The sequence below is a fragment of the Candidatus Hydrogenedentota bacterium genome (assembly GCA_016791475.1).
Taxonomy (GTDB): domain Bacteria; phylum Hydrogenedentota; class Hydrogenedentia; order Hydrogenedentales; family JAEUWI01; genus JAEUWI01.
This window is the reverse complement of record JAEUWI010000074.1, coordinates 16,108-29,119: the sequence shown is the minus strand read 5'-3', so window position 1 is coordinate 29,119 and position 13,012 is coordinate 16,108. Positions and strand designations below refer to the sequence as shown.

At 59.6% G+C, this 13,012-nt stretch carries 13 protein-coding genes; 3 read left to right on the top strand and 10 right to left on the bottom strand.

Annotation, left to right across the window (positions count from 1 at the left end; translation table 11 throughout):
• Window positions 1-225 precede the first annotated feature (225 nt).
• Window positions 226-1,188: a GDP-mannose 4,6-dehydratase gene (locus JNK74_25590; GenBank protein MBL7649565.1), complete on the top strand. Its 963-nt coding sequence runs from the start codon at window positions 226-228 to the stop codon at window positions 1,186-1,188.
• Window positions 1,189-1,207: 19 nt separating this feature from the next.
• Here JNK74_25590 and JNK74_25585 read toward each other — a convergent pair whose 3' ends face one another.
• Window positions 1,208-2,140 (bottom strand): thioredoxin family protein, encoded by a 933-nt coding sequence (locus JNK74_25585; protein ID MBL7649564.1) that lies wholly within the window; start codon window positions 2,138-2,140, stop codon window positions 1,208-1,210.
• A gap of 80 nt (window positions 2,141-2,220) precedes the next feature.
• Window positions 2,221-3,987 (bottom strand): hypothetical protein, encoded by a 1,767-nt coding sequence (locus JNK74_25580; GenBank protein ID MBL7649563.1) that lies wholly within the window; start codon window positions 3,985-3,987, stop codon window positions 2,221-2,223.
• Between the two features lie 510 nt (window positions 3,988-4,497).
• On the opposite strand from JNK74_25580, the gene JNK74_25575 reads away from it, so the two are divergent.
• Together JNK74_25575 and JNK74_25570 are read left to right on the top strand one after the other, a co-directional pair.
• Window positions 4,498-4,938 (top strand): GntR family transcriptional regulator, encoded by a 441-nt coding sequence (locus JNK74_25575; GenBank protein ID MBL7649562.1) that lies wholly within the window; start codon window positions 4,498-4,500, stop codon window positions 4,936-4,938.
• 504 nt (window positions 4,939-5,442) lie between these two features.
• On the top strand, window positions 5,443-5,961 hold the full coding sequence (locus JNK74_25570; protein ID MBL7649561.1) for a recombinase family protein: 519 nt from the start codon (window positions 5,443-5,445) through the stop codon (window positions 5,959-5,961).
• A gap of 287 nt (window positions 5,962-6,248) precedes the next feature.
• Here the strand turns inward: JNK74_25570 and tatB are convergent, their stop codons facing one another.
• From tatB to JNK74_25530, 8 genes are all read right to left on the bottom strand, one after another.
• A complete protein-coding gene (gene tatB / locus JNK74_25565; protein MBL7649560.1) occupies window positions 6,249-6,809 on the bottom strand; it encodes a twin-arginine translocase subunit TatB in 561 nt (186 codons plus the stop codon).
• A gap of 13 nt (window positions 6,810-6,822) precedes the next feature.
• Window positions 6,823-7,845, bottom strand: coding sequence for a twin-arginine translocase subunit TatC (tatC, locus tag JNK74_25560; protein MBL7649559.1), 1,023 nt, complete (start codon window positions 7,843-7,845; stop codon window positions 6,823-6,825).
• A gap of 109 nt (window positions 7,846-7,954) precedes the next feature.
• The gene (locus JNK74_25555) at window positions 7,955-8,320 is read right to left on the bottom strand and encodes an integration host factor subunit beta (protein MBL7649558.1); all 366 of its coding nucleotides are present in this window, start codon (window positions 8,318-8,320) and stop codon (window positions 7,955-7,957) included.
• A 46-nt stretch (window positions 8,321-8,366) separates the two neighbouring features.
• Window positions 8,367-8,939: a hypothetical protein gene (locus tag JNK74_25550; GenBank protein MBL7649557.1), complete on the bottom strand. Its 573-nt coding sequence runs from the start codon at window positions 8,937-8,939 to the stop codon at window positions 8,367-8,369.
• Between the two features lie 327 nt (window positions 8,940-9,266).
• On the bottom strand, window positions 9,267-9,842 hold the full coding sequence (locus tag JNK74_25545) for an aminodeoxychorismate/anthranilate synthase component II (GenBank protein ID MBL7649556.1): 576 nt from the start codon (window positions 9,840-9,842) through the stop codon (window positions 9,267-9,269).
• The gene (gene trpE / locus JNK74_25540) at window positions 9,839-11,326 is read right to left on the bottom strand and encodes an anthranilate synthase component I (GenBank protein MBL7649555.1); all 1,488 of its coding nucleotides are present in this window, start codon (window positions 11,324-11,326) and stop codon (window positions 9,839-9,841) included. Before trpE ends, JNK74_25545 begins: the two co-directional genes overlap by 4 nt.
• A gap of 41 nt (window positions 11,327-11,367) precedes the next feature.
• Window positions 11,368-11,733, bottom strand: coding sequence for a phosphoribosyl-AMP cyclohydrolase (gene hisI / locus JNK74_25535; protein ID MBL7649554.1), 366 nt, complete (start codon window positions 11,731-11,733; stop codon window positions 11,368-11,370).
• Window positions 11,734-12,037: 304 nt separating this feature from the next.
• On the bottom strand, window positions 12,038-12,988 hold the full coding sequence (locus JNK74_25530) for a methyltransferase domain-containing protein (protein MBL7649553.1): 951 nt from the start codon (window positions 12,986-12,988) through the stop codon (window positions 12,038-12,040).
• Window positions 12,989-13,012 lie beyond the last annotated feature (24 nt).

Below are 13,012 nucleotides of genomic sequence, written 5' to 3'. Positions count from 1 at the left end.
GTAAAGGGTAAAGGGTAAAGGGTAAAGGGTAAAGGGTAAAGGGTAAAGGGTAAAGGGTAAAGGGTAAAGGGTAAAGGGTAAAGGCGCGAGAGTCACCTGTCACCTGTCACCTGTCACCTGTCACCTGTCAACTGTCAACTGTCAACTCCCCTCCATCCCCTTGAACCCGCCGGCGTCGGCCCGTATACTTCCACCCGCAAGGATGCTGTACCAAGGAGGGAACGAATGCGTGTCTTAGTTACCGGCGGAGCCGGATTCATTGGCTCGCACTTATGCGATGCGCTGGCGGCGCGCGGTGACACCGTGTTCGTCCTGGATGATCTGAGCACGGGACGCTTCGAGAACATCGAACACCTGGGCAGTGTCACCAGCATCATCGACACGACCCTGAATCAGGAGATCGTGCGCGATCTCGTGCGCGATGTCGATGTGGTCTACCACCTCGCGGCTACCGTCGGCGTGAATCTGGTCGTCGAGCAGCCCATTCGGACGATTGTAAACAACATCCGCGGCACGGAAGTGGTGCTGGAAGAGGCCTGTCGCTACCGCCGCAAGCTGCTCATCACCTCCACGAGCGAAGTGTATGGCAAGGGCTCGAAGGAAATCTTCCAGGAGGACGATGATCGTGTCATCGGCCCCACCAACTGCCACCGCTGGTGCTACGCCGCCTCCAAGGCCATCGACGAGTACCTCGCCTTTGCCTACTGGCACGAGAAGCGCCACCCCGTGGTCGTGGCGCGCCTCTTCAACACGGTGGGCCCGCGACAGACGGGGCGCTATGGCATGGTGATTCCGAATCTCGTGGCGCAGGCCATTGAAAACAAGCCCCTCACCGTTTTCGGCGACGGCAAACAAACCCGCTGCTTCACCTACGTGGGCGATGTGGTTCCCGCGCTCATAAAACTGATGGACTCCCCCCAGGTCAATGGCGAAGTCTTCAACATCGGCAGCAACCACCCCGTAAGCATCGAAACCCTGGCGCAGCGCATCATCGAACGGAGCGCCAGCACCTCGTCCATCCAATACATCCCCTACGAGGAAGCCTATGGCGCGGGCTATGAGGACATGCGCCACCGCGCCCCGTGCCTGCAGAAGATACGGGAAGCCATCGGCTACGAGCCCGCGACCAGCCTGGACATGATCCTGGACACGGTCATCGCGTCCATGCGGGAGCGCGGAAGCCGGTAGCCGCCCGTCGGCCTTGCACTCAGTTCGGTACGAGTTCCTGGCCGAGCCGTCGCACCTCGGCCTCCAGCGCTGCGGCCTTGGCGGGATCCATCGATGGTGCGGCGCGCTTCACCACATCCATGAACCAGTCAATCTCCGCAGGCTTCGCGGGATAGCCCGTGTTACCCGCCTTCGTATCCGAAGTCGCCACGACCTTGCCGGTACTATCCAGCGCGGCATACCAGGGGATTCCGCCGCTCAATTCGGAATCATGCCCCGCGCGAAATTCCTTCGTGCCCGCCACCTTGTCCTGATCAAGCTTCAGCAATACAAAGTGTTCCCCCATGATCGGACCCACGACCTCGTTGGCCATCAGCGCGTCAAGTCGCTTGCACCACCCGCACCAGTCCGCACCCACCGAGACAAATACGCCCTTGCCATCCTTGGCCGCCGCCTTCAACGCCGCCGCCACTTGTTCTTCCGCGTTGCCCTCGGCGCTGGCTTCCGCAGCGGCGGGCCGCCACTTCTTCAAGAACGGATTCACCTTCTTCGGATCGTGACGCGAGCCCGTTTCCAGCGCGCCCGTCTCCTGATCCACCAGTTTCTTTCCGGTCCCGTCCAGGATCGTCAGATAGGGAATGCCCCGGGGCTCCACCGCCATCTCTTCCAGAAGGGCCTTGTTCGTGTCCGTATCCACCAGCACCACCACATAGCTCTCCGCCAGCAGAGCCCTGGCCTCGGCGTCATCCTCGAAAAACTCGTGGAGCAGATGGCACCAGCCGCACCAGTTCGCCCCCCACTGAATGAGGACCCGCTTGTTTTCTTTCCCGGCCTTCTCCACCGCCGCCGCAATGTCGGCGCGGGCGTCCGCGCCCGGCTTGTAAATGGCCTCGCGCTCGCCGTGGGCCGTTCCCCCGGAAAGCAGCGCCAGGCTGAGCAAAAGAACTGCGATCAAATGCCGTTTCGTGTTCATGGTTAAAGCGCCTCCTGTTGAATTGAAACAACGCACAACCGTTACACACCGTCACCAGATTCAGATCGGATCCCGAAAAACTAGCGCAGCCACTTCGCGTCCTCGGTATACTGCGAGTCCAGACGAACCCACGTCTTGCTTAAATCTACCGGCCCCGTCATCAGCAAGTCACCGGCAATGTCATCCGCATAGATCGGGCTCGACAGGGCAACCACTTCCACCGGGCCGTAGCCCTTGGCGCCGCTCTCCGGCTGCCGGATGACCCGCACCCGATACACCGCCTTGTACTCCGACTTCTCCGTGAAACTCGCGCTGAAGGTGTCGCCCTCCACGATTTTGCGCATGATGGCGTGTCCATTGCGCAACAACTCCACCTTGCACCCGGCGGCCGACGTCACGAGCATGTAAAAACCAACGTCCACCCCCAGCGGAACCGCACCGCCCATGCCCACGTCCACCTTGCCGTCATTCAACGAGTCCGCACGAAACTCCACCCGGGTACCGGTCGGGCTGTTGCCCACAAAGGTGCGCCCCTTCCGCAGGCCGTCCATCAGCGCCGGCAGAGACTTGTTGGGCGCCTTGATCCACGTGACCGGTTGCCCCATGGGCACCTTGGGGTCATTGGTGCCGCTGCCCGCGATAACACTGCAGACCGAACCGCGCACGGTCTCGTAGTCCCAGAAAAGCGCCCCCTGGTCATTCGCCGAGATCAGCAGGTCTTTGGCCTTCGCATTGGCCGCGATTTCCGATGTCTTGTCCGCCACCGCCGCCGCAGCCGCCACGGAACGGGTCAGCTCCCCGGTGCCCGCCTCCCGAGTCTTGATGCTCTCGGGCAGCGACGCCAACCGCAGGGGCGCCGGGGCGCGCCAGGGGCCGTGCCACACCTGCACCGCATTCACCGCCTTGATATTCCACTTCCAGGGCGCCTCGGCGGAGCAGGGATGAGCGATCGCAAATACACCGCCCTGGCTCTGGATCCGAAAGCACTCCGCCTGGGCCAGTTCCTGTGAATCCGCCGGCTCGGGCATCGTTCCCGGGCCGTAGATCAGCGCGATGCCGTTATCCGGATCGCCCCAGGCCATGGCCGGAATCAACACAACCGAGTCCGACTTGAATGCCGGGTCATTGAAAGCCTCCATCGTGTTCAGGTCCGTGATCGCGAGAAAGTCCAGCCCCGCCTGCTCCGCGCGCTGCACCAGTTGAGCCACCGTCTCCTTGCCGCCGCCATAGGTGCTCACGGCGTTCAATTCGCCCTTGTACCAGCGCTCGCCGTCCTGGAGCACTTTCATATCGTAAATGAACGGCTTGCGACCGGGTATGCTCGTCGCATTCTGGGGATCCGTGCCCGCTTCCAGCTCCACCCGATCAATGGCCAGGTCCCCATCCAGATCAAAATCCCGAATCCCCAGCTTGCCGCTCGCCCCTTCAAGGAGGTTCACCGAGATCGCGGCAGTCTTCTCCTTGCTGATCTGCACGTCTTCCACATGGACCAGGATCGGAACTTTGTTGTCATAGACGTATACGAAGGCCCTGAAGCCGCCAAGCGAGGCCTGAAACTGGGACTTGCCCTGGGGTGCGTCGTAGCGATCCTCCACCACCCCTGAGGCGTCCTGCAATTCCACCCGCGCCGGAAGGCTGCGTCCGCCCACATCCGTGACGCTCACATCGAGCAGACCCGTCTCCCCCTTTTCGCGGGGTGTTGCGGCGGCCTTCTTTTCGGCCACCGGAGCCGATGGCGCGGCGGTCGACGCCCCGGAAGCCGTGGGGCCGTCCCCACCCGACCCGCTCGGTGTGGAGGCACAGCCCGCCAGAAGGACGAGCAGAAAGCAACACTTCGGAAATCGCATACACAGCTCCATATACCAGTTAAATACCCGAATTCCCCGGGCGACACACCCGTTTGAGGGGGACATTCAGGCGATTCGCGCCACGCCGGACCCGTCCTGAACCCTAACGATGGAAAGTGCCTGAAAGCTGACACCCTGGAAAAGTTTTCCCGCAGAACAAAAAAGCCTCGGACGGGCGCATCCGCAAGCCCCGATTATACCGATCACCATGGAAAACAGCAATCCCCACCCCCCTTCCAAGGGCCGTCCAATGCTATAGAATCCACGTGATAGTACGATTATGCTTGCCTCAATCTCATATAACGGTTTAAAATGGAGTACGCTAGCAAGGTGTCTTATTGACATCGGCTGGCCGCAGTTTCCTTCCATAGCGCTCCCGCCCCCCCGCGGGAGGAAGGAAACGGTACCCGTATTGCAACCGTCCCCCCAAGTGGCGCCGGAGACTCCCGGCGTAGAAAGCCCCGCACCATGCCGCGTCAGAAGCATAAGTCTAGTGAAGAGATGTTAAGGATGCTATCCAACATCGACATCCACAGCAGTGTCGCCGTCTACCTCCAGATCGAGAACCACGTGCAATTTGCCATTACGGCAAAAAGGCTCAACCCCGGTGACCAGCTCCCCTCCGTCCGCGAGCTCTCCGAGCGCCTCGAGGTCAACCCGAACACCGTGGCCAAGGCCTATCGCGATCTCGAAGTCATGGGACTCCTCTACACCCGCCGTGGAAAAGGCGTCTTCGTGAAAGACGGTATCGAGAACCGCTGCCGGGAAGAATGCCTCAACCGCATCGTGGCCCGCATGCACGAAGTCATGGTTGAAGCCCGCGTTGCCGGTATCAGCAATGCGCTCGCCACGGAAATCGTCGCCGCGAGCCTCGCCAGCGACTCCGGTCCCTATGGCGCCACGCCGCCGAGCATCCTGAAGTTGGCCAAGAAGGCTTCCAAGAAGTCCTGAGGCTTTCGGGGGAAAGTCGGGGAATTACCGGGGAACGTAAGACGTTGTCAACCGCCCAGGGAAGAACCGCGTTTAGTCAACGATGCGCAGCACCGTTGAATTACGCTTCGAAATGGCTCCTCCCGGTCGGCGCGCCCCCCTCATGCCCAAAGGGCCCCAGCGCCTTTGCGTCACATTGACGAAAATGTACAGGTTCCTGCCACCCAACTTAACTCATTTTATTTAAAAGCGTTACACCGCGATCACCGCACCGGATCGCCAAAAATTTAACACATATCTCTTGACATACGAGTTGATTGTGTGTACAATAACGGTGTATGGCTTGGGACCTATATACAAAATGGCCTGCGGTTTAAAGCGCCGGGATGTCCGGCAACCTGCGATAGGCACCACGGTTCACTGTTACGCAGCGAGAGAGTTTCATAACGAATTCATCTGGTTCTTATCTGCGGTGAACCGCCGGTGCGCAGGACAACTCAAAACTCATGTGGAGGTGCGAAACATATGAGTACAGAAGCAACTTTGGAAGTAGAAAGCGGCGACGGATCGGGTCGATTGACCCACGGCGCCAAAGTGAAGCGAGGTCAACTGACTTCGGTTCAACAAGGCCGCTATGGCACGGGGCCCGCGCCCTATGGCTATCGGCGGGGTTTGGAAGGCGAGAAGCCGCTGGTGGTCGATGATCGGGAAGCGGAGGTCGTGCGTATGATCTTCCGTGAATATCTCGTAACCCGCAGCACTGGAAAAGTGGTGAACTACCTCCACACCAAGAATATCTTCACGCGCAAAGGAAATAAGTGGTCGCGTCAGGCCATCGCGATCATCCTTTCCAACCGCACCTACCGCGGGCGCGTGAGCTACGGCGAACTGGAAACGGAAGGGCTGCACGAGCCAATTATCGAGCCGGCGCTGTTCTACAAGGCAAACGCCCTCAAAGAACGCAAGCGCCGCCAGGCCAAGGGACAGCCCCCCCTTACCGCGACACCGAAGAAGCCGGGAAGTTTCCGCTGGCTGGTCTCCTGACCCCAAGTCGACAACGCAACATGAATCGACCGCCCGAAGAACCCTTCGGGCGGTCGATTGTTTTGCAATTGGGGGGGGGTGGGACTTCAGACCAAGGTACGGGTCTTATGGGTCTTATGGGTCGTATGGGGCATGGGTCGTATGGGTCGTATGGAGCGTATAGGTCGTATGGGTCTCGTGTGGGGCGGTCGTGTGGCAAGGCGCTCGACTCGACGGCTACCACCATTTCATTCCATCGGTCCTATCCTTACAATCGTTGTCAACTGTCAACTGTCAACTGTCAACTGTCAACGTCCAGTCCACACGTCGGGTTCGCCTGTGCTGCTCGTTTCTTCCCGGTGGCTCAGGGCCTCCAGATCCGGGTCGAGGTCAACATCCGCAGCCACCTCATCCACAGGGCTTTCCGCGTCGGGCGCGATCTCGGCTGAAACGTCGCTGCCATAGCTCACCGTGCCTTCCGGGGGCACACTGGCGGCCGGCCCCGCGTTCAGCCCCTCCTCCCCGCCGCGCCAGGGATAGGCATCCTCGCCAAAGGCCTGAGACTCCGCCATGACTTTCTGGTCCTCGGCGTTCACCGGCAAGTTCGGGCTCACGGCCGGTTTCGCGGGAACGTCCGCCGTGAGAGAATCGATATACTTCTCCGGATCGATCTTGGAAAGGGCATCCATCTCCTTCTTCAGCGGCTTCAATTCCTTGGCCACTTCCGTCTTCATCTCATCCATGTAGCCGCGCAGGTCCCGGACCGTGCGAATGACCAGCTTCGCGAAGTCGGGAAACTTCTCGGGGCCGATTACGACCAGCGCGATGCCGGCGATCACGATCATTTCGGTAAATCCAATACCCATCATTGCAAAAAACTCCTCAGGCGTCCTTCGCCGCCGCTTTTTTCTGGCTGCGAATTACAAGATAGGACACCCAGATACTTCCCTCATAAAGCAGGTAGAGCGGCACCAGCATGAGCGTCATCGATACCGGATCGGGCGGGGTCAGCATGGCGGAGACCACCGCAAGCCCCACAATAACAATCTTCCGGTACTGGCGCAGGGTGTCGGGCGACAACACGCCCATATAGACCAGGATCAGCACCACCATGGGAAACTGGAAGGCGATGCCGAAGCCCAGCAGGCCCAGCACGATCATGGATATCGTCTCGTTCATCCGCAACTGGACGTTTACATCCTCCGGGACGAACTGCGCCAGGTAGGGCAGCACGAAGGGAAACACCCCGAAGTAGGCCACGCAGACGCCCGCAAAGGCCAGCACGGTGCACCCCGCAATGAGATACTGGGCCGCCTTGCGCTCTTTGGGGTGCAATCCCGGAAAAATGAAGGCGCACAACTGATACAGCACATAGGGCATGGCCAGGAAGAGTCCGCCGTAGCCCGCGATCTTGAAGGTGACGATGAGCGGCTCCATGGGATTGAGCACCGTCCAGCTCGCGTCCAGCCCACCCTGGGCCGCCTTGGCCTGAACACGGATATCCTCTATAGTCTTGCCCACGATCTTCAAGCGGAGCAAGAGCGAATCATCGGTATTCACCGTGAGCCATACCGGATGACCTTCGGCCACGGACTTCACGATCTCGGCCGGATCCGTCACCTCGGGCTCCGCCGGTGGCGACTCGACAGGCGCGGCCGTCTCGCCGCTCCCTTCCGGCGCCTTCTCCGGCTCCGGCAGCACATCAACGCCGGCAATCTCGCGCTCCATGATCTTGATGGGGCCGGCAAGAATCTCGAAAATCTGATCGGAGGCCAGATAGCAAATAACCGCACAGATGGCGACGGCGATTGCGGAGCGAATGAGGCGATCCCGGAGCTCGCCCAGATGCTCGGTAAAGCTCATGCGTAATTCTTCGTCGGACACGAGAACATCCTTTTCATCCATAAACAATTCCGGCATTATACAAAAGAAACCGGGTGCCTTTACAGACACCCGGATGGTAATTCATCGCTAACTTGGACTCGCCTTCGTACTACGGGGGATTCACCGGATTTCAGAATGCGGCGCGCCCGCCCGAATCCCCGTCGGGGGAATCGTCGTCCGGCCCCGGATCGGCGATTGAGGGGGCCTTCGCGGTCGGATCGGCCTTTTCCACCCACTCCTTCAATGCCTTGCCCGGCTTGAAGATGGGAATGCGCTTCTCGGAAATCGGCACCGACTCGCCCGTGCGAGGATTACGGCCCTGACGGGCATCGCGCACCTTCACCTCGAAAACGCCGAAATTGCGGATCTCCAGACGGTCACCCGCGGCCAGAGCCTCGGTGATCGTCTCCAGCGTGGTTTGAACCACGTCGGAAACTTCATTCTGGGTGATACCCAAATGTTCCGCAACGCTTATCACGAGCTGACGCTTCGTCACCAGATCACCTTTCAGTAGGTCGGACCAGTCGCAGTTTCGAGTCGGGCTACAAACCGAGGGCGCTGCGCCACGGCGTGGCAAGGCCGCCCGGATTGAGCGCGATAAACCCAACAATCAGACCGAGCACCAGGAAGAGAATAAGCACCGTCTTGGTGTTCTTGCTCATGCCGCCGCCGCCTTCATGCACCGCCGGTCCGCCGGGGGCCATGATGAAGATTTTCTCGCCGGCTTCGGCGCGCGCGCGCTTGTCATCGACGGAACCAAGGGTCTCGTTGATAGCGATGAAGGCGCGGTGCCATTCCTGCTGGAGCTTCTTCACCGCAACTTCCGACTGGGAGTAGATCGCCTCAAGGCTGGTCGCGCCTGACACGATATTCATCGTGTTGCCGTCCAGATTATAATCATCCGCGAGGGTCTCGCGAAGCACCTTGTGCGTGCGCGCCAGTTTGCTCTTGATCTTGAGAAACTGGGTTTCCAATTCGGCTTTGTTAATGCCGGGCTCGGGGTAGCGCGTGAGAATCTGATTGAACAACATCCAGTCGTTCATGAACTCCCGGCACAACTCCACACGACGCACCATCTGGTCAACGATTTTCTGTTGTTTCTTGCTCAAGGCCATGGTAAGCAACCACTCCGCGTTTGTGTCCCCATGAGGTTCCAAGTAATCTAACATACGGGCAGGGCAATGTCAATGTACGCAAAACGATTTAAGTCCGCAGATTGTAATCGCTTAGCGAAGCCCCATTCCCGCTTTTATTATAACTGCAATTCCGTAAAAACACAAGCTAGCCTTCCCAAAACGGGAGCACGGGTTTTCTTACCCGTGTATGCGCCGACGGCGCATCACTTCCTGCGAAAGCTTTGCACCAAAGGCATTGGCGTCGCAACCAAAGGTATCGTGCAATTGGGTTGCATGATACGCGGGTAAGAAAACCCGCGCTCCCGCTTAGCGCGCCGAACCCAATTTCAGGAAATTCTTGATGATCTGCTTGCCGCATCCCGTCAGTATGCTCTCCGGATGAAACTGAAGCCCCCACACCGGGTGCTCGCGATGGGCCACTGCCATGATCTCCCCCGCGTCGGTCTCGGCGATGATCTCCAGGCAATCGGGACAACTGCTCCGCTCGATGATCAGCGAGTGATAGCGCGTGGCGTCGAAGGGCGACTCGATCTCGGCAAAGAGTGGATGGCCCGTGTGATACATCTGGCTGATCTTGCCGTGCATGATCCGCTCCGCGCGGATCACGTTGCCGCCATAGGCCTGACCGATGCTCTGATGGCCGAGGCACACGCCAAGAATAGGGAAGTCCTTGCCGAGTTTCTCAATGAGTTCGACCGAGATGCCCGCTTCATTCGGCGTGCACGGCCCCGGCGATACCACAATGTGATCAGGATTCAAGGCGCGCACCTCGTCCACCGTGATGGCGTCGTTGCGGAATACGCGCACGTCATCCACCTGTTCACCGAAGTACTGCACGAGGTTGTAAGTGAAGGAATCGTAGTTGTCGATGAGGACGATCATGATTCGAGGCCTTTCTCCGCAAACTCCACGGCGCGGAAAAGCGCCTTGGCCTTGTTCTGGGTTTCCTCGTACTCCCGGTCGGGATCGCTGTCGTAGACGATACCCGCGCCCGCCTGGCAGTAGGCCATCCCCTCCTTCACCACCATCGTGCGGATCAGGATGCACGTGTCCATCTCGCCGGAAAAGCTGATGTAACCGCAGCCGCCCGCATAGGGCCCGCGGCGTTCCGTCTCGAGTTCGTCAATGATTTCCATCGCGCGAATCTTCGGCGCGCCGCTCACCGTGCCCATGGGAAAGGTAGCCTCCAGCGCGTCGAAGGCGTCGCAGTCCGACTGAAGCTGACCCGCCACTTCGCTGACGATGTGCATGACGTGGGAGTAGCGCTCGATCACCATGCGCTTGCCGGGTACCGGCGCCACCGTGCCGGGCTTGCTGATACGCCCGATGTCATTGCGTCCGAGATCGAGCAACATCACGTGCTCAGCGATCTCCTTCTCGTCCGCCAGCAGATCCAGCTCGTGGGCCTTGTCCTCCTCCGGTGTCTTACCGCGCGGGCGCGTACCGGCGATCGGCCGCACCATGGCAACACCCTTCTCCACCCGCGTCATCACTTCCGGGCTGGACCCCACCAGGGAAAAGCCCGGGAACTGCATGAGCAGCATGTAGGGCGAGGGATTGATGGACCGCAGCGCCCGGTAGAGGGTCACCGGGTGCGCCGTCACGGGCCGATTGAAGCGCTGGGAAAGCACCACCTGAAAGATGTCGCCCGCGCAGATGTATTCTTTCGCCCGGCGCACGATATCGCAGAAGGCCTCGCGGGTGAAGTTGGACTGGATGTCGTTTGAAAGCGCGCTGGGCGTGGGGTGAACCTGGGCGTCCGCCAGCGGAGCCTTCAGGCGCGTTTCCAGCTCCTCGATCTTCCGAAGTCCCTGGGCATAGGCCGCCTCGGCGTCATCATCCACATGGACGTTCGACACGATCTTGATCACATTGCTGCCGTGATCGAAAATCAGGATCGTGTCCGTGATTACGAAATAAAGATCGGGCAGATTCAGCGTGTCTGGATTGTCGTCCGGCAGTGTTTCGAAGAACCGCACCTGATCATAGGAGAGATAGCCTACGGCTCCGCCGTGAAAGGGCGGCAAGCCTTCGAGTTCCACCGGGGTGTACGCCGCCATAATCTTGCGGAGTTCCCGCAGCGGTTTTTCCGCCGCGAAACTCTCCGCCACCCCGCCCCGGATTACCGTCACATCCTTGCCCTTGGCATGGAAGATGACCGAAGGATTCGCACCAATGAAGGAGTAGCGCCCGAGCGATCCCGCCTGCTCCACGCTCTCCAGCAGGAACGCGTGCTCCTGGCCCTGGGCAATTTTCATATAGGCCGAGACCGGCGTCTCCAGATCGGCGAGGATCTCCCGAAAAACGGGCACCAGCGCGCCGGGACGGGCAACGGCCTTAAAGTCTGACAACGATGGATGTATCATGGGTTCGTTCCCTTGCAGACGCGCAGCGGCACGCAGGCCGTCTATTTCGTGGCGACGCCATCCCCCGCGAGGGTGAGGCTTTCGTCATCGTTCACGCGCCGATAAAAGCAGCTTGTTTCATTGGTGTGACACGTGGGGCCGACGGGATCGCATTTCAGGACGAGTGCATCGCCGTCGCAATCGATGCGTATTTCCTTCACGTGAAGCACGTTGCCGGAAGTCTCGCCCTTGAGCCATAGCGTCTGGCGGGAACGGGACCAGAAACAGGCCTTCTTCTCTTTCAGCGTGATCGAGAGGGACTCGCGATTCATATAGCCCACCATAAGGACCTGGCCATTTTCGTGGTGCTGTATGACGGCGCAGACCAGGCCCTTGTCGTCGTATTTGAGCAGATCATCGAGGGTCATGGCGGATACTCCCGTAGTTTATTGAAGGCGGGCCCGAGCAGGGGCCTTCAGGCATGAAATGGGGGAAGTGGGTGGCGCGTAAGGCCAGCCGGAGAAGGGACTGACCTAGGAAAGGACGGAATGACGCCATCGAAAATTGGCTTCGACTGTATGCGTCATGTGTCGTTCTCCGTGCCAGTCCAGCGGGGATTTCCCGCGAGGCTATACTCTTTAAGCCAGGGCATGCGTACTCTCGATTTCCAGGCGCGCCTCAGCGCGTGGTCCCGGAAACCACCGGTATTAAACTACGCCAGCCGCGACCGATTCAAGTTGCAGTCGCGGAACCCGCCCCGGAACCGGAACGTTTCGCGGCAAGAAGCCGAACCGTGATCGTGCAGAGATCCTCGCGATCATATCCGGAAAACGACGCGTCGAGCGGAAAATCATCCGGAATTCCAGCCGGATCGACCCCATTGAATTGCCGTAGAATATCGAACCCGGCATCCTCGAAAAGCCTGACCAAATCGGAGCGCCTCAAGCGATTGGTGTAGGCGAATTGATTCCCCGCGATACGATGCCACTCCTTCTCGGAATAGCGCAGAAAATTCGACCGCCCTATGGATGGATCCTGATGTTGAAAATGATCGCTTGGATCAATGAAGTGGATGGCGAGACCCGTGTCCTTCAAGATGCGTTTCGCCTCACGCATAATTCCCGCGATCACGTCCTGGGGCACATGCTCAAACACCGTTACGGAGAGATGGCAGTCCACCGTTGCGGCGGCCAGTCCCGTGTTGGCGGCATCACAGGGCGCCAGATATACGATACCGGCGCGCTCCATGAATTCGCGCGGGCGATCCTTGAACCGGGCGAGCAGCTCAAACCGCTCCTTCAATATTTCTGGGGGGGGGGCAAAAACCGCCAATTGTCGCTCGTAAGCAACCCTGTCCGCCGCTAACCGATTCAGCAACCCCGCAAATGCCCGGTAGTCCAGCCGCGGATAAAGATCCACGGTGATGACTTGCTGAGCACCAAGAAGACTCAAACACACCGGCACAGTGGGCAGGTGCCCCGTCCCCACTTCAAAATACGTCGCCCCGGCGATGGGACGCCCTGCGTCTATCAACCACTGCGCCATCTCGCTGAACATGGGAAGGCGCCCCTCGGGCTTGTCACTGATGCGCCCCAGATGGCTTTGCAAGTACCGGTAGGTGCGGGCTCCCCCCGGTAACGCATCAAATCCCTTCAGCAGGGCCGCCTTAACCTTCCAGTTCATTCGAATTCTCCTGATATGAATGCG